At 63.4% G+C, this 16,192-nt stretch carries 16 protein-coding genes; 12 read left to right on the forward strand and 4 right to left on the reverse strand.

Features of this window, described 5'->3' with window-relative positions:
- The first annotated feature begins 18 nt into the window (after window positions 1-18).
- Genes P9273_RS12680 through P9273_RS12700 form a run of 5 tightly spaced genes read left to right on the forward strand, consistent with a single transcriptional unit; the run spans window position 19 to window position 4,002 of the window.
- A complete protein-coding gene (locus tag P9273_RS12680) occupies window positions 19-957 on the forward strand; it encodes a FliM/FliN family flagellar motor switch protein (protein ID WP_336619387.1) in 939 nt (312 codons plus the stop codon).
- Between the two features lie 33 nt (window positions 958-990).
- Window positions 991-1,383, forward strand: a complete 393-nt coding sequence (fliN, locus tag P9273_RS12685; RefSeq protein ID WP_278049211.1) for a flagellar motor switch protein FliN — start codon at window positions 991-993, stop codon at window positions 1,381-1,383.
- Between the two features lie 34 nt (window positions 1,384-1,417).
- Entirely contained in the window at window positions 1,418-2,440 is a 1,023-nt protein-coding gene (locus tag P9273_RS12690) for a flagellar motor switch protein FliG (protein WP_278049212.1), read from the forward strand.
- A 24-nt stretch (window positions 2,441-2,464) separates the two neighbouring features.
- On the forward strand, window positions 2,465-3,547 hold the full coding sequence (flhB, locus tag P9273_RS12695) for a flagellar biosynthesis protein FlhB (protein WP_278049213.1): 1,083 nt from the start codon (window positions 2,465-2,467) through the stop codon (window positions 3,545-3,547).
- Window positions 3,548-3,564: 17 nt separating this feature from the next.
- Window positions 3,565-4,002: a hypothetical protein gene (locus tag P9273_RS12700; protein WP_040997087.1), complete on the forward strand. Its 438-nt coding sequence runs from the start codon at window positions 3,565-3,567 to the stop codon at window positions 4,000-4,002.
- 41 nt (window positions 4,003-4,043) lie between these two features.
- On the opposite strand, the gene P9273_RS12705 is transcribed toward P9273_RS12700, so the two are convergent.
- The 4 genes from P9273_RS12705 to P9273_RS12720 all read right to left on the reverse strand — a co-directional run bounded on the left by P9273_RS12705 (window position 4,044) and on the right by P9273_RS12720 (window position 7,680).
- Entirely contained in the window at window positions 4,044-4,814 is a 771-nt protein-coding gene (locus tag P9273_RS12705; protein WP_278049214.1) for a helix-turn-helix transcriptional regulator, read from the reverse strand.
- The gene (locus P9273_RS12710; protein ID WP_278049215.1) at window positions 4,811-5,521 is read right to left on the reverse strand and encodes a helix-turn-helix transcriptional regulator; all 711 of its coding nucleotides are present in this window, start codon (window positions 5,519-5,521) and stop codon (window positions 4,811-4,813) included. The genes P9273_RS12705 and P9273_RS12710 overlap by 4 nt, the downstream gene beginning before the upstream one ends.
- Window positions 5,522-5,952: 431 nt before the next feature.
- Window positions 5,953-6,984 carry a histone deacetylase family protein gene (locus P9273_RS12715; RefSeq protein WP_278049216.1) on the reverse strand — a complete coding sequence of 344 codons (1,032 nt, stop codon included), beginning with the start codon at window positions 6,982-6,984 and terminating at the stop codon, window positions 5,953-5,955.
- 42 nt (window positions 6,985-7,026) lie between these two features.
- Entirely contained in the window at window positions 7,027-7,680 is a 654-nt protein-coding gene (locus P9273_RS12720; protein ID WP_040997079.1) for a TetR/AcrR family transcriptional regulator, read from the reverse strand.
- 253 nt (window positions 7,681-7,933) lie between these two features.
- Between P9273_RS12720 and P9273_RS12725 the strand changes: the two genes are divergently transcribed.
- The 7 genes from P9273_RS12725 (at window position 7,934) to P9273_RS12755 (ending at window position 16,185) form a co-directional block, all read left to right on the forward strand.
- On the forward strand, window positions 7,934-9,601 hold the full coding sequence (locus P9273_RS12725) for an amidohydrolase (RefSeq protein WP_278049217.1): 1,668 nt from the start codon (window positions 7,934-7,936) through the stop codon (window positions 9,599-9,601).
- 140 nt (window positions 9,602-9,741) lie between these two features.
- Window positions 9,742-10,845, forward strand: coding sequence for an ABC transporter ATP-binding protein (locus tag P9273_RS12730; RefSeq protein WP_041004660.1), 1,104 nt, complete (start codon window positions 9,742-9,744; stop codon window positions 10,843-10,845).
- On the forward strand, window positions 10,845-11,792 hold the full coding sequence (locus P9273_RS12735) for an ABC transporter permease (protein WP_278049219.1): 948 nt from the start codon (window positions 10,845-10,847) through the stop codon (window positions 11,790-11,792). Before P9273_RS12730 ends, P9273_RS12735 begins: the two co-directional genes overlap by 1 nt.
- On the forward strand, window positions 11,785-12,597 hold the full coding sequence (locus tag P9273_RS12740) for an ABC transporter permease (RefSeq protein ID WP_278049220.1): 813 nt from the start codon (window positions 11,785-11,787) through the stop codon (window positions 12,595-12,597). The genes P9273_RS12735 and P9273_RS12740 overlap by 8 nt, the downstream gene beginning before the upstream one ends.
- 44 nt (window positions 12,598-12,641) lie before the next feature.
- The gene (locus tag P9273_RS12745) at window positions 12,642-13,670 is read left to right on the forward strand and encodes an extracellular solute-binding protein (RefSeq protein ID WP_040997071.1); all 1,029 of its coding nucleotides are present in this window, start codon (window positions 12,642-12,644) and stop codon (window positions 13,668-13,670) included.
- 111 nt (window positions 13,671-13,781) lie between these two features.
- On the forward strand, window positions 13,782-14,978 hold the full coding sequence (locus P9273_RS12750; protein ID WP_278049221.1) for a serine hydrolase domain-containing protein: 1,197 nt from the start codon (window positions 13,782-13,784) through the stop codon (window positions 14,976-14,978).
- Window positions 14,979-15,006: 28 nt separating this feature from the next.
- Window positions 15,007-16,185 (forward strand): serine hydrolase domain-containing protein, encoded by a 1,179-nt coding sequence (locus P9273_RS12755; protein ID WP_278049222.1) that lies wholly within the window; start codon window positions 15,007-15,009, stop codon window positions 16,183-16,185.
- The last annotated feature ends 7 nt before the right edge of the window (window positions 16,186-16,192 follow it).

Genomic DNA, 16,192 nt, shown 5'->3' on the forward strand with positions numbered 1-16,192 from the left:
ACAGGGCCGCCTGCCGTCATGACCAGTCCGGCCAGTCCGTCAGAAACGCGGGCCTTGATCATCGAGCGACTCGTCGGCGATAGCGGCGAGGCGGCGCAGGTGATCGGCGTCGGCCGCGGCATGGCCGAGCGGGCGCTGCCGTCGCTGCAGAAGGCGCTTGCCGCGGAACTCGGCGCGCCGGTGACCGTGGACCTGCAAGCGGTGGAGGTCGGCCGCGTTCCCGAGGCGCGTTCACGCGCCGGCGATGCTTTTGCGCTGACCATCGTGTCCTCGCCGATCTCGGCCGACGCCATGACGCTGGTGATGGATGCGCATGCGGTCGCCGTCATGGTGAGCGCCCTGTTCGGCGGCGATCCCGACCAGCCGGTGGCGCCGATCGAGCGCGACCTGTCGCAGATCGAGGCCGATGTGGCGACCACCGTGTTCCAGGAGGTGGCGGCAGCGCTCAACGGATCCGGCAAACGTTCGCTCGACTTGCGCCTGCCGGTGCCGAAAGCAATATCGGGCAACGAGGCGAGGCGGCGCGTGTTGCGCGACGGCGCCGCCGTGCGCATCGTCTATGGCCTGTCGACGCCGTCCGACAGCGGCACAGTCACGGTGATGATCCCGCAACGCCTGCTGCTTACCTCGCGCAGCGGCGGTGCCACCACGGGCGAGCATGGCGAGACCACCGAATTCGACTGGCGAGCCCGCTTCTCCGAAGAGGTTATGCGCTCGACCGTCCGGCTCGAGGCGACGATGCCGCTAGCGCGGCTGACGCTCGGCGACCTCGCAGCGTTCAAGCCAGGCCAGGTGATCGAACTGGAGGAGAACGCCCAGCTCAACGCCAGGCTCAGCGCTCGCGACAAAACGTTGTTCGTCTGCGAGTTCGGCAAGCTTGGGCAGAATTACACCGTCCGCATCAGCCGCCCTCATGATGCCGGACAGGATTTCATCGACGGACTGATGCCGGGCTGATGCCAGGCCCGGGATCCATGGAGACGAAGAAGCATGCCAGCGACAAATGTGGAAGCCGAGGCCGAAATGGAAACCGGCCAACCTGACGAGCAGTTGGACCGCGCTATCGAAGAACTGCGCGGCGTGCTTCGTGAAGAGGAGGGCCGTCCGGACGCTGCGCTTCGGTCGGGGTCCAATTCCTCGATCATCATGACCATTCCGGTCGACGTGCAGATCATCCTGGGCAGCACGGAAATGCCCGTGTCGGATTTGATGGCGCTGCAGAAGGGTTCCACGGTCGCGCTCAACCGGCGTATCGGCGAGCCGGTCGACGTCGTGGTCAACGGCCGCAAGATCGCGCGCGGCGAGATCACGGTGCTGGAGAGCGATCCGACGCGCTTCGGCATCAGGCTCACAGAGATCATCGCGGCGGCGAAGAGCGCCTGACAGGGCGAACCAATCGGCAGCGAGGGCAACACGCATGACGACGGCATTGGCGCTGACACGTCCGCAAAAAGCGGCAGCCATACTGGTGGCCATGGGCAAGCCCGCGGCCAGCCGCCTGCTCAAATTCTTCAAGCAGGACGAGCTGAAGGCGCTGATCGAGGGCGCGCGTCTCTTACGTACCATTCCGCAGGCTGATCTGGAGCGCATCGTTGCCGAGTTCGAAGCCGAATTCACCGAGGGCGCCGGCCTGCTCGATTCAGCCGACCGGATGGATACGATCTTGAACGAATCGCTGTCGCCCGAGGAAATGAGCGCCATCATGGGCGAGAGGAGGTTCGAGCCGGTCCCGGAAGGACCGCCGCCGATATGGCCGGATCTCGAAAAGCTCGAGCCGTCGCGGCTCGGCTCCTTCCTTGCCGGCGAGCATCCGCAGACATCGGCCATGGTGCTTTCGAAGCTCGCGCCGCAGACTGCCGCCAACGTGCTGCTCACGATGGAAAAGCCGATGCGCAGCCAGATCGTCAAGCGCATGGTGACGATGGCCAACGTCCCGGATGCGGCATCCCGGATCGTCGAGAATCAGCTGCGCGTGAGCGTGCTGTCGCAGAAGGCCAGCCGGGACACCACCGCCGGCCAGGAACGCGTCGCCGGCATGCTCAACGAAATGGCGAAGCCCGAACTGGACGAACTTATGCAGGACCTGGAGGAAGCCGGCACGCCCGATCTCGCCGGCGTCAGGTCGCGGTTGTTCGCCTTCGACGACCTGCCGCTGTTGCCGCAGAAAGCCCGGGTCCTGCTGTTCGACGGGTTGTCGACCGAGCTCGTCACGCTGGCGCTGCGCGGGGCCGCGCCGGAACTCGCCGAATCGGCGCTGTCGGCGATCGGCGCGCGCTCCCGCCGCATGATCGAATCCGAACTCGGACAAGGATCGGAAGGCATTGCGGTTGCCGACATCATGGCGGCGCGCAAGAGCATATCGGTCGCCGCCATCCGGCTGTCGCGCGAAGGAGCTTTCGAGCTGCCTTCGATGCAGACCGCCGCCGCCGAAGCCGCCTGACGATAGCGACCCGGTCAGAGCGCCATGGCTGAAGCGGTCGACAAGGATTCCAAAACCGAGGAAGCCACAGAAAAGAAGATCCGCGACACGATCGAACAGGGCAAGTTGCCCCATTCGCGCGAGACCGCGATCTTTGCCTCCTTCCTCGCCATATTGGTTTTCGCCGTCTTCTACGCCAAGGATGCGATCGTCGATCTCGGCATGTTCCTATCGACCTTCCTGGAAAAGCCGGAGGCCTGGCCGATGGACACCGAGACCGACGTCATCTCGCTCTACAAGCAGGTAATGACCGAGATCGGCCGCGCCGTCGTCAGCCTGCTGGTGCTCTTGACGGTTGCCGGCGTCGGCGCCTCGGTCTTCCAGAACATGCCGCAAATCGTCGGCGAGCGGATCAGGCCGCAGCTCTCGCGCATCTCGATCGCCAAGGGCTGGAGCCGGATGTTCGGCATGCAGGGCTGGGTCGAGTTCCTGAAGTCGCTGGCCAAGCTCGGCTTCGCCATCGCGGTGCTGAGCTTCACGCTCTCGGAAGATCATCGCAAGCTGCTCGCTGGCATGATCACCAACCCGGTCTCGTTCGGCCTCGTCATCCGCGGCATCTTCGTCGACATCCTTGTGGCGATCGTCTTCGTGATGGGGCTGATCGCGGTGACCGACATCGTCTGGTCGCGCTTTCACTGGCGGCGCGACCTGCGCATGACCAAGCAGGAAGTCAAGGACGAGTTGAAGCAGTCGGAAGGCGATCCGATCGTCAAGTCGCGACTGCGCTCGCTGGCGCGCGACCGGGCGCGCAGACGCATGATGACGGCCGTGCCGCGCGCGACGCTGGTGATCGCCAACCCGACGCACTACTCGATCGCGCTGAAATATGTGCGCGAGGAAGATTCCGCGCCGATCGTGCTGGCCAAGGGACAGGATCTGGTAGCGCTCAAGATCCGCCAGATCGCCAGGGAGAACAACATTCCGATCTTCGAGGACGTGGCGCTCGCGCGCTCCATGTACAAGCAAGTTTCGGTTGATAGCGTGATCCCGTCGCAATTCTACCAGGCGGTCGCCGAGTTGGTGCGGATCGTCTACTCGAAGAAGGCACCGCGCAAGGCAACCCAATGAACGGACGCCGCTAATCCATGGACCGGCAACCACACGCCAACTCCCGCGAGCTGATCGTCGCCAGCGCCATCGAGCCCGTGGTGGGCGAATTGAGGCTCATCGACGTTGCCGACTATATTGCCTTCATCCGGCTCGAACATCTCGCCTGCCTGTCGGACCTCGTGGATTCGGCGGTCGAGCTTTACTTCCGGCCGGGAACGCTGCGGCTCGGCCATGGTGCGGAGGCGCATGTCGACTGGAGTGGCAGCCCGCGCATCGTGCTCGACCTGGAGCTGCGGCCGCGCGGCGTGACGGTCTATTTCCAGCTGACGTTGACCGAGCACCAGGCATCCGTGGTGGTCAACTACGTGTCGTTCGAGAAGCCTGGCGAAACGCCGGAGCACAACACGGCCTTGCTCGAGGACGCGATCGAAGAGGCTCGTATCCGCAGGACCGAGCCGCTGGCATTCCCCTGAGTGTCTGATCTCCTGGACATGTCGAGGCTAGGCTCGATCGATTATTCGATCAGGCCGAGCCGCAGGGCCTTGGCGACCGCCTGGTTGCGATTGACCGCGTTGAGCTTCTGCGTCGACTGGGTGAGATACTGGTTGGCGGTGTGAACCGACAGCTTGAGGAGCTTGGCGATCTCCTCGCTGGTATTGCCGTTGGCGGTCAGCTTCAGGCATTCGAGCTCGCGCTTGGAGATCGAGCGCATCCGGCCGGTATCGCCGGGTCGGATGCGGGCGACAGCCGCGAAAAGCGCAAAGGAGCGGGCGTGGATCTCGCAAAGTGTGTCGTCGGACAGCGCGATCTCCGAGCCTAGGAAGACGACCAGCCCGCATTGCCCGCGATCGGCATGCACCGGAAAGGCGATGCCGTTAGTGCCGGGCGCCAGCGGCGCGGTCGACTCGGCCCAGGCGAGCGACTGGAACACCTGCCGCGATCCGGCGAGGGCGTCGTCGACCCACCAGCGCGGCGCGGTCGAGAGGCGGCTGTGACGCACCATATCCTCGCCATTGGCGCCGGAGATGAATTTGGTCGCGACCGCCGTGCCGGGATAGTCGGAATCGAAACACGCCACGAGACGCGCGCGCTCGGGCGAGGGGCTGACGAAATAGAGGCCGAAGGCCGAGGCGTTGATATCAACGGCGATCCAGCGGCAACGGCGCACGGCATCGGGGATGGTGGCGGCGTGATGGGTCTCGGAGCCGAGCGAGAAGGCGCCGAAGGGACTGCGCTGATCGTTGAAAAGAGCGGCTGCCGCCTCTCTGACCTGTGCGTGCTTCAAATGATGCCGCTCCTGATCGCCGTCGCGATCGCCATCGCGCGGTTCGAGGCCGCGAACTTCTGGATGGCGTGCGTGATGTAGCTGTTGACGGTGTTCGACGAGACACCGAGGATGACGGCGACCTCGTCAGTGGTCTTGCCTTCCGAGACCCAGAACAGGCATTCGCGCTCGCGGTCCGACAGCGGATCCTGCATGGACGCCGCCGCGATCAGCTGCGGAATGCCGGAAAGCGCATAGCAGCATTTGATCTGTGCCTTCATCAGGGCGGCCACGTCGATCTTGCCCGCCTCGGCGGCCGAGAACAGCACGAACAGGCGCTGCCGGCCGACATTGAGCCGCAGCGAATAGATTTCGGCGTGGCCAAGCACGTCTAGCAGGCGAGCTTCCTCGCCGGTCAGCAATGCGCCGGCGTCGGGCGCGTGCGCGGCCACCAACCGCTTCGGGCGTACGCCCGGCGCCACGGTCAAGGGTCCCAGCGCCAAATTGGCAATTAGCCTTTTTCCGATCAGCTCTATCCCGTCGAAGATCCAGTTTGAGGAAACGATGCGCGCATCGTTGCGGTCTTGGTCATGAACGATGGCGACCAGCATATAGTTGTCGGCGCCGATATCGGCGGCAAGCTGCATGAAGAAAGTGGTGAGGTCGCCGCGCGACGTCAGGCGCGAGCCTGAAGCGTCGGTTTGAAGAAGCGCGGCGGAACTGCTCATTTTGATTCTTGGATTCTTGCCGGAATCGATCCTTGTGCCCGGTGCTGGCGAAGCCAACGGCCGGACCGAAACGCGTCACGTTTACGAAGACACACTCACGGGCGCGAACGGCGCCCAATCGCGCCGAATCCCTCTAGGGGAACGCGAAACCGTCCGCGTCTGGTACCGGCCTGGCGCCGGAACTTGAGACTTTGGGTTGGTCGCCGCGCCCCCCGTGGACCGGCTGATTCGGGTCTAATCTACCCGCAGATGAATCCGACATCAAATGCGATTTGACAAAATCGAATCCGATGGACTCGCATTGCGACTCAGCAGCCGGTCTTCGCGTTACTTGGCGGTGATTCAAAGCTGAATTGAGCCAATGATTTCGCGGCGGGCGCAAAAATACGCCCCCGGTTGCATCCGAGGGCGTATGTCCGTTCGGGTGCGGCTCAGCGATCCTCGAAACCCGTCAGCACGCCGACGGCATTGATGCCAATCTCTTCCACGGCGTAGCCGCCTTCCATGACGAACAGCGTGGGCAGACCGAGCTTGGCGATGCGGCGGCCGATCTTGGGATAGTCGACGCTCTTCAGCTTGAACTGGCTGATCGGGTCCTTCTCGAAGGTGTCGACGCCGAGCGAGACGACGACGACATCGGGAGCGTAGGCGGCGAGCCTGGCGCAGGCGTCCTCCAGCGACGCGTTCCAGCCGTCCCAATTGGTGCCGAAAGGCATCGGGTAATTGATGTTGAAGCCTTCGCCCTCGCCCTCGCCGCGCTCGTCGGCGTGGCCGAGGAAGAAGGGATACTCGACCATCGGATCGCCATGCAGGTTGAGCACCTGGACGTCGCCGCGGCGATAGAAGATCTCCTGCGTGCCGTTGCCGTGATGGTAGTCGACATCGAGGATGGAGACACGGCTTGCGCCCTGGTCGCGGAACCATTGAGCGACGACGGCGGCGTTGTTGACGAAGCAGTAGCCGCCCATGAAGGCCGCGCCCGCATGATGGCCCGGCGGGCGGCAAAGCGCGAAGGCGCTGCGTTCGCCGGCCTTGACCAAGGCGGCTGCGGTCAGCGCGACGTCATAGGAGGACTTGATCGCCGCCCAGGTGCCTTCGACGAAGGTGGCGCCGGCATCGAAGGAATAGTAGCCGAGCAAGGCATCGATGCGCTTCGGCGGCACGTCGCCGCGCAGGCCGCGCGTCGGCCAGGTGAAGCCCATGGCAGACCCCGTGAAGCCCGCGGCGACCCATTCCGGCCACACCGTCGGCAGGAAGTCGATGTAATGGGCTTCATGGACACGCTTGGCCGCGGCAAGGTCGTGCTCGGCCGGCCCGATGATCGGCCCGAGCTTCTCGCTCTCCACGCGTGCCCTGATGAATTCAGCCCGCGACGGCTTCTCGAAACCCGGCACGATCGCGGATGTGACCAGCTCCATCTGGTCGGCATGACCGGCATGAAGTGGCGAATAGACAGTTTTCATGAAATCTCCCCTGGAAGTGCGAAATCGGTTGGAAGTGCCAAATCACTCGAGATTGAGATGGGGGCTCACCAGAGCGAGCCACATGGCCTCCACATCGTCCTCGATGAGGTCGTATGTCCTGCGATCCCTCTTCAACCCGACAAGACGGCAGACATGGCCGACTTCCATCATCAGCACGCCGAGCCGGCTGGCGATCTTGTCTTCAAGAGCCGGATTCACATGCTGCAGCCACGCGGCGTAAAGGGCGATGATGTCCTTGTCGTACTCGTCCTGGATCGGCCTCAGGTCGGCGTTGCCGGATATGGCCTCGATCACCGGCATCAGCGTGGCGTTTTCGAGATAGAGCCTGGATGTGTCGATGAAGAGCTTGCGCACTTCGCGCCGAAACTCATCACGGTTGGTTGGCCGGGGGGCGTTGATACGCTTCTGGATCACCTGGGGAAAAGACGACAGCCAGCGCCGGGCCAGGTCCAGAAGAATGGCTTCCTTGTTGGGAAAGTACTGATAAACCGAACCGACCGACAGGCCCGCGCGCTGCGCGATGGCGAGCGTCGTCGGCGCTCTGGTTCCTTGCTCGCGCGTCAGGATCAGGGCCGCATCGAGAATCCTGTCGACCACCTTGCTTGACCGCTGCTGCCGCGGCTGCTTGCGCGGTTCGAGCGCTATCCTGGTCTTGCGGTCGAGACTGCGCTTCACTGCTCGTTGCCCCCGTTCCCCGCTCGGCCCCACCGTCGGCGCGCGGTGCAGTCCACTATACATTGCAAATTCCGGCTGTTGACAAACGCGAATAAACAGTCGCATTCTTTATCCACGCTGTCTTCCACGATAACAAGGGGAATTTCGAAGACGGCGCATCGGCATCGCTCTTGCCCCATGGCGCCGCCCCGGTGGAGCGGTAGCTCGTTGGGCTCCGGGCGCTGTCGGTCCCTCAGCAAAATGTGGAGTCGCGATGTCGGTTGCGGGTGGTGGTGCGGATCTGGTGATCGTCAACGGCCGTCTGCTGACCATGGACGACGACAATCCCGCCGCCGAGGCTGTTGCCGTCAAGGACGGCGCCATCATCGCCATTGGCAGCCGCGCTTCCATCGAAGAGCTCAAAGGACCGGCGACAAAGGTTGTCGACGCTCAAGGCGGCTCCGTCCTGCCGGGCTTCATCGAAGCGCATATGCATCTGTTCGGCGGCGCGGCCGAGCTCGACAATCTGCATCTGGCCGGCGTGCATGGCTTCGACGCGCTGCGCGACGCGATCCAGGATTTCGCGGCCAAGCGCCCGGACGCCAGACTGCTGATCGGCGCCGGTGTCGACTACGCCATCCTGCCGGAGCCCGTGACGCGCCACGATCTCGACCGCATCATTCCCGACCGGCCCTTCGCCATGTCGGCGTCCGACCACCACACGATGTGGGCGAACACCAAGGCGCTGGAAGAGGCCGGGCTGCTGCATGGCAAGCAGGTCGGACAGGGCAATGAGGTTGTCATGGGCGCCGACGGGCTTGCCGCTGGCGAACTGCGGGAAGGCGAGGCCTTCGGACCGCTCCTCGACCATTACGGAGCAAACCGGACGCGGCTTGGGCTCGAGGGCGCCGAGCCGGATCCCTATCCTTCGGCGAAGGAACTGGCAGCCGATCGCGACCTGATGCATCGCGGGCTGCAATGGTGCGCCAAGCATGGCATCACCTCGATCCAGAACATGGACGGCAATCTCTACCAGCTTGAGCTGCTGGCCGGGCTGGAAGAAGAGGGACGGCTGCTTTGCCGCACCAAGATCCCGTTCCACTTCAAGAATTTCATGAAGCTGGACATGCTGGAAAAGGCCTCGCGGATGGCCGCGACCTACAATTCCGAATGGCTGTCTTCCGGCCTGGTCAAGGTCTTCTATGACGGCGTGCTGGATTCCTGGACGGCGGTGATGGTCGACGACTATGCCGACCGGCCTGGATGGCGCGGCGAGCCGCTGTTTTCGCCGGAACATTTCGCCGAGGTGGCGGTCGAGGCCGACAGACGCGGCCTGCAGATCGCCGTGCATTCGATCGGGGACGGCGCCGTGCGGGCGGTGCTCGACGGCTATCAGGCGGCGCTGAAGAAGAACGGCCGGCGCGACAGCCGGCACCGCATCGAGCATATCGAGGTGATCACGGCCTCCGACGTGCCGCGCTTCGCGGAGCTCGGCGTGCTTGCCTCGATGCAGCCGGCGCATCCGCCGGGCGCGCTGAACTTCCCGCTGGAGCCGACAATCTCGCGCATCGGCCGCGACAAGTGGCCGTTAAGCTATGCCTGGCGCACGCTGAAGAACGCCGGCGCGCGCGTGGTGTTCGCATCCGACTGGCCGGTCTCGCCGGTCGATCCGATCCTGTCCATTCAGGCGGCGGTGATGCGTAAGCCTTGGGCAGAAGGGATGCCGGACCAGAGCTTCTCGTTGCGGGAAGCAATAGAGGGCTACACGGTCGAAGGCGCCTATGCGGAGTTCAACGAACATCGCAAGGGGCGCCTGAAAACCGGATATCTCGCCGATATCGTCGTCCTGTCGGCGGATATCGAGGCGACCGCGCCGGAAGCGTTGCACACCGTGCGTCCGATGACCACCATCTGCGGGGGGAGGATCACCTACCAGGCCTAACGATGGCATAGGAATTGCTTAATTGAACAGAGGCTCGGATCGAGTCACCGCTCAGCAGTTGCCAAGCCGACCGGCTTGTGGTGACAATCAAAACAGGAACACACCTGCCGACAAGAGCAGGCTCTCTCAATGGGGTAATCGTGCCGGAACAGCCGGGTAAGAACGCGATCGAAGTTCGCGGTGTTCGCAAGGTCTTTGGTACCGGCGAAAACCAGGTAGCCGCCCTCGACACGGTGTCGGTGTCGATCCGCGAGAATGAGTTTTTCACGCTGCTCGGCCCCTCCGGATGCGGAAAGACGACCCTGCTGAGATTGATTGCCGGCTTCGATTTCCCAACCGCCGGCGAAATCCTGCTGCACGGCCAGGACATCGCGCCGCTCCCACCCTACAAACGCCCGGTCAACACCGTCTTCCAGAGCTATGCGCTTTTCCCGCACATGACGGTGGCGCAGAATATCGGCTTCGGGCTGGAGATGCTTGGCAAGCCGAAAGCGGAGATCGAGGCGCGCGTCGCGCAGATGCTGAAGCTGGTCAAGATGGAGGCGCTCAAGGCGCGCCGCACCAGCCAGATTTCGGGCGGCCAGCAGCAGCGCGTGGCGCTGGCCCGCGCGCTCGCGCCGCAGCCGAAGGTGCTCTTGCTCGACGAGCCGCTTTCGGCGCTGGACTACAAGCTGCGCAAGGAAATGCAGATCGAGCTGAAGCGGCTGCAGAACGAGACCGGCATCACCTTCATCTTCGTCACTCACGACCAGGAAGAAGCGCTGACCATGTCTGATCGCATCGCGGTGATGTCGGCCGGCAAGATCCTGCAGGTCGGCACGCCGCGCGACATCTACGACCGGCCGGCCGAACGCTTCGTCGCCGACTTCATCGGCGAAACGAATTTCCTGCCCGGCACAGTGGTGTCGAAACAGGCCGGCGTGGCGACGGTCAAATTCGCCAGCAGCGCCACGATCAGCGCCGGCTATCCGGAAGGCTTCAATCCGACCGGCGAGGTGACGCTGGTGGTGCGTCCCGAGCATGCCGATCTGGTTCCCGATCCGGCCAAGGGTACGATCACCGGCACGCTCTCCAACATCGTCTATTTCGGCACCGACACGCATTATCACGTCAAGCTCGACGGCGGCGGCGAGAATTTCATCGTGCGCCATCAGAACAGCCGTTCCAGCGCAGTGACCTACGAGACCGGCGCCAAGGTCGGAATCCAGTTCGAGGAGGACGCCGCCCGCGTCCTGAAAGACTGATGACGACAGCCACGCTCTCCCCGACCACGCTTTCCAAGGCCGCGTTGTTCGAAGCCCAGGCGGTGAAGACAAGTGCGCGGCGCAACCGGCTGCTGTCGCTGCCGGCACTGATCATCATCGGCACTTTCGGCGTGCTGCCGCTGATCATCATCTGCATCTACTCGTTTCTCGTCGCCGCGCCCTATGGCGGCGTGCAGTGGCAGTTCTCGACCGACGCCTATCTCAACTTCCTGTTCCAGCGCGACATCTTCGACGACACGCTGCAGTTCACGCCGGATTTCCTGATCATCTACCTGCGCTCCTTCCTGTTCGCGGTCGTGACGACGATCATCTGCCTGCTGCTCGGTTTCCCGACCGCCTATTTCATGGCCACGCGGCCGCCGGCGCAGCGCAACTGGTGGGTGCTTCTGATCACCATCCCATTCTGGTCGAACCTTTTGGTCCGCACGCTGGCGATCATGTTCATCATCCGCGACGAGGGTCTGATCAACAACGCGCTCCTTGCGCTCGGCGTGATCGATAAGCCGATCACGATGCTCTACACCAACTTCGCCATCCAGCTCGGCTTGCTCTATGCCTTCCTGCCGTTCATGGTGCTGCCGCTCTATTCGAGCCTCGAGAAGCTCGACTTCCGCCTGGTCGAGGCAGCTTACGATCTTTACGCGACGCGCCGGCAGGTGCTGTGGCGGGTGATCATCCCGCTGTCCAAGCCCGGCATCATCGCCGGCTGCCTGCTCGTCTTCATCCCGGCGCTCGGCGCCTATGTGACGCCGCTGATCCTGGGCGGCGGCGTCCACCTGATGATCGGCGATCTCATCGCGCAGCAATTCGGATCGGGGCGCAACTGGCCGCTCGGCTGCGCGCAGGCGCTGATCCTGATGGCGGCGGTGCTGGTGGCGCTGTTCTTCTATGTCCGCAACACGTCGGGGAAGGTGCAGCATGGCTGAGCCCCGCATCATGGACATCAAGGACCAGCCGGGCTTCCGCTCGATCGCCGTCATCTGCCTGCTGGTGCTCTATACACCGGTGCTGATCCTGATGGTCTTCTCGCTCAACAGCGGGTCGCTGGTCACGCATTGGGAAGGCGTCACGCTCAACTGGTACGGCAGCGCATTCCTCAACGAGGAGTTCCACAACGCGGCGAAGAACACGCTGATCATCTCGGTGACGGCGACGATCGTTTCGACGATCTGCGCGACGCTTGCCGCGATCGGCATGACGCGCGTGAAGCCCTGGCGCGGCTTGTCGGCCGCCTTCATGGTCATTAACCTGCCGCTGATGGTGCCCGAGATCATCACGGCGGTCGCGACACTTTCCTTCTTCGCGTTGATTGCCGGCACGCTCGGGCTGAATTTCGGCATCGGCAACCTGATCCTCGCCCACACCGTGTTCTGCATCCCCTTTGCCTATATGCCGATCAGGGCGCGGCTCGAGGACATGGACCTGACGCTGGAATATGCGGCGGCGGACCTCTACGCGACGCCGTGGAACGCCTTCAAGCGCATCACGCTGCCGCTGCTGGTGCCCGGCATCATGTCGGGCGCGGCGCTCGCCTTCATCGTCTCATTCGACGATTTCACCATCACGCAGCTCGTCGCCGGCCCCGGCCAGACGACGCTGCCCCTCTACATCTGGAACCAGATCCGGCGACCGATGACGCCGGAGATCAACGCCATCTCGACCATCCTGCTCCTGGTGTCGATCCTGTTCGTCACGGTCTCGTTCCTGATCGCGCGGCGACGCGCGAAATGATCCACGAGCTCCAACACACAATGGGAAGGCAAGGAGAACATAAAATGTCTGGAAAACTGATGGCGGCCGTTTCCGCGGCCGTTCTTTTGTGGGCAGTGCCGGCGCTCGCCGACGGCGAACTGCATATCTACAACTGGGGCGACTACACCAACCCCAAGCTGATCGAAAAATTCGAGAAGCAGTACAACGTCAAGGTGACGCTGGACGACTACGATTCCAACGAAACGATGCTGTCCAAAGTGCGTGCCGGCAATTCCGGCTACGACATCGTGGTGCCGTCCGACTACACCGTGAAGATCATGGTCGAAGAGGGGCTGCTCGAAAAGACCGAGCCCAACGCGATGCCGAACGGCAAGAACATCGATCCGAGATTCGTCGACGTCTATTGGGACGCCGGGCGCCATTATACCGCGCCGTGGCAATTCGGCACGACCGCGTTCTCCGTCAATACGGACAAGTTCAAGGGCGACATCAACACGCTGGCCATCCTGTTCAATCCGCCCGATGAACTGAAGGGCCAGATCAACATGCTCGACGACGTCAACACCGTCATGCATGCGGCCGAGCGCTATGCCGGTGTGCCACGCTGCGGCGCCGACAAGGCCAATTTGAAGAAGATCAACGACATCCTCATGGCCGCCAAGCCGTCGTGGAAAACCTTCAGCTACGACACCATCACCAAAATCACGTCCGGCGACGTCATCGTTTCGGAGCAGTGGAACGGCGCCAGCTACCGTTCGCGGCAAAAGATCCCGGCGATCAAATATGCCTATCCGAAGGAAGGCATCGAAGGCTGGATGGACAATGTCGCGGTGCTGAAGGGCGCAAAGAACCTCGAGAACGCCAAGCTGTTCCAGGACTTCGTCATGGCTCCGGAAAACGCGGCGCTGATCTCGGAGTTCGCCGGCTATGACAACGGCATCGCGGGCAGCCACAAATTCCTTCCTGCGGAGTTCGCCAACTCGCCGGAAATCAGCCCTCCGGCCGGCTCGCCGACACCGGAATTCGTGCCGCCTTGCCCGCCGGACGTGGTGGAGATCTACAACAAGATCTGGACCAACCTGCGCAAATAAACAGCGCGACGCATGAAAGGAGGGGAGGCTACGGCCTCCCTTCCTTGTGAGTGGTTCTGTGCATATCGCTCTACGAGGGGCTTTTGAGCGGCATGCCTCGAGGAGGAAATCTTGTCGTCCTATCGCAACTCCGATCCGCGGCCGCCGATAATGCAGGGCTCGCCGCCGAAGCTGGTGCCGCCGAAGCTCGACTGGGATCGGCCGCCATGGAATCGCTGGGCCTTCCAGCACATCCGCGAATTTCTGCCAACGGTCGAGGTTTGGCGCGGCAACGGCCATCGCCGTCGCCTCGAACGCGCCGAGGTCGATCTCGACGACCTCGCCGTAGCGGATAGCGAAGGGCGCCCGACGACACTCGCTGGCCTGCTCGACGAAACCTATGCCGACGGCTTCCTGGTGCTGAAGGACGGCAGAATAGCCTATGAGCGCTATTTCAACGGCATGGACGAGCGCACGCTGCATCTGTCGCAGTCGATGGCCAAGTCCGTCACCGGATCGGTGTGCGGCATACTGGTCGGGCGCGGCCTGATCGATCCGGGCAGGTTGGTGACCGACTATCTGCCGGAACTCGGTGAGACCGGCTGGGCCGGCGCTACCGTCCAGCAGGTGCTCGACATGACGACGGGCGTGCGCTTTTCCGAGGAATATACCGACCGCTATTCCGAGATCGGCCAGGTCGATGTCGCGACCGGCTGGAAGCCGATCCCGCCAGGCAGCGATCCGGATTTTGCGTGGCCGTCGCATCTGTTCGAGCTGATCCTGCGGCTGAAGGACAAAGTGCGCCCGCATGGCGAGGCTTTCGAATACCGCTCGATCGAGACCGACGTGCTCGCCTTCATCATGGAGCGCGTGAGCGGCAAGCGCCTGGCGCAGCTCGTCTCGGAAGAACTCTGGCAAAAGCTCGGCGCCGACGAAAGCGCCTGCTTCACCGTCGACAGTGCCGGCTATGCGCTGGCCGATGGCGGCTTCAACGCGACGCTGCGCGACTACGGCCGCTTCGGGCAGCTGATCCTCGACCATGGCGGCGGCGTCATCCCGGCCGACTGGATCGAGGCGACGCGCACCGGCAGGCACGGACCGAATTTCAGCCCGACCCTGCCGGACGGCAGCTACCGCAACCAGTTCTGGATCGAGGATTCGCGCTCATGCTCGCTGATGTGCCGCGGCGTGTTCGGCCAATTGATCCATATCAGCTGGGAACACAGGATGGTTGTGGTGAAGCTTTCGACCTATCCGGATTTCCTCAACTTCGCCTATTCGGTGGCGACGCAGAAGGCGGTGCATGCCATCGCCGCCGCGCTGGCCTGAAACCGCAAATCGAATCTGGGAGAGTGTCGTGACTGGCAAGAGCGCCTTCGAGGCCAAATATGGCTTTGCCCGCAAGGATGTGCGGCTCGAAACCTGGCGGCTTTCGCCGTTCAACCGATGGTCCTTCCAGAATGTCGGCGAACTGGTGCCGAGCGCGCATGTCGCGGCGGCGCCCGGCGGCGAGGAGCAGGCGAAATCGCTCGGCGCATTGCTCGAGGAGAAGGTCTCACTCGCCGGCGGCAGTGAAACGGTCGAGGGCTTTCTGAAACGGTCCGACACGGACGGGCTGACGATCCTGAAGAGCGGCAAGCTGGTCGGCGACTGGTCGGCGCCGCATATGCCGTTCGGAGCCCGCCACATCATCTTTTCGATCAGCAAGTCGGTGACGGCGATCCTCGCAGGCATATTGGAAGGCGAGGGGTTGTTCGACCCCACCGCGCCGGTGACGCAATACATTCCCGAAGCCAAGGGCTCGGCCTATGCCGATGCGAGCGTGCGCAATGTGCTCGACATGACGGTGAGCCTCGATTTCGAGGAGGCCTATCTCGATCCGGAAAGCGCCTTTGCCCGCTACCGCCGCTCGACGCTGTGGAATCCCGGCGGCGGATCGGAGAGCCTCGCTTCCTTCCTGATGACCATCCAGCGCCTTGCCGAGCCGCATGGCCAGACCTATCGCTACCGCTCGCCCAATTCAGATGTGCTCGGCATCGTCGTCGAGCGGGCGTCGGGAACGCGCGTCAGCGAGTTGCTCCGCGAGAAGCTTTGGCTGCCGCTGGGGGCCGCAAGCGACATGTCGGTGACGGTCGACATGGAAGGCACGGCGCGCACGGCCGGCGGCATGTCGATGACGCCGCGCGACCTTGCCCGCATCGGCGAGATGATGCGGCGGGGCGGCACGGCAAACGGCCGCCGCATCGTTCCGGACGCCTGGGTGCGCGACACCGTCGCCACCGGCGGCAGCCATGAAGCCTGGCAGCGCGGCACGATGGCGTTTTTGTTCCCGAAGGGACGCTACCGGAACAAGTGGTACCAGACCGGCCATGACAGCGGCGCCTTCTGCGGCATCGGCATTCACGGCCAGTGGCTCTACGTCAATCCGAAGACGGAAGTGATCATTGCCAAGATGTCGTCGCAGCCGGAGCCGGTGGACGAGAAGCTGGACGACGACATTGTGGCGTTCCTGGATGCGCTGAGCCAAATGGTTTGAGCCGACC

Source organism: Mesorhizobium sp. WSM4935, assembly GCF_029625735.1.
In the GTDB taxonomy this organism is placed as follows: Bacteria; Pseudomonadota; Alphaproteobacteria; order Rhizobiales; family Rhizobiaceae; genus Mesorhizobium.

Bases quoted from the DNA above. Each gene is read 5' to 3' on its own strand.
- P9273_RS12680 (WP_336619387.1), top strand. From the start codon at position 19: ATGACCAGTCCGGCCAGTCCGTCAGAAACGCGGGCCTTGATCATCGAG.
- fliN (WP_278049211.1), top strand. From the start codon at position 991: ATGCCAGCGACAAATGTGGAAGCCGAGGCCGAAATGGAAACCGGCCAA.
- P9273_RS12690 (WP_278049212.1), top strand. From the start codon at position 1,418: ATGACGACGGCATTGGCGCTGACACGTCCGCAAAAAGCGGCAGCCATA.
- flhB (WP_278049213.1), top strand. From the start codon at position 2,465: ATGGCTGAAGCGGTCGACAAGGATTCCAAAACCGAGGAAGCCACAGAA.
- P9273_RS12700 (WP_040997087.1), top strand. From the start codon at position 3,565: ATGGACCGGCAACCACACGCCAACTCCCGCGAGCTGATCGTCGCCAGC.
- P9273_RS12710 (WP_278049215.1), bottom strand. From the start codon at position 5,521: ATGAGCAGTTCCGCCGCGCTTCTTCAAACCGACGCTTCAGGCTCGCGC.
- P9273_RS12715 (WP_278049216.1), bottom strand. From the start codon at position 6,984: ATGAAAACTGTCTATTCGCCACTTCATGCCGGTCATGCCGACCAGATG.
- P9273_RS12725 (WP_278049217.1), top strand. From the start codon at position 7,934: ATGTCGGTTGCGGGTGGTGGTGCGGATCTGGTGATCGTCAACGGCCGT.
- P9273_RS12735 (WP_278049219.1), top strand. From the start codon at position 10,845: ATGACGACAGCCACGCTCTCCCCGACCACGCTTTCCAAGGCCGCGTTG.
- P9273_RS12740 (WP_278049220.1), top strand. From the start codon at position 11,785: ATGGCTGAGCCCCGCATCATGGACATCAAGGACCAGCCGGGCTTCCGC.
- P9273_RS12745 (WP_040997071.1), top strand. From the start codon at position 12,642: ATGTCTGGAAAACTGATGGCGGCCGTTTCCGCGGCCGTTCTTTTGTGG.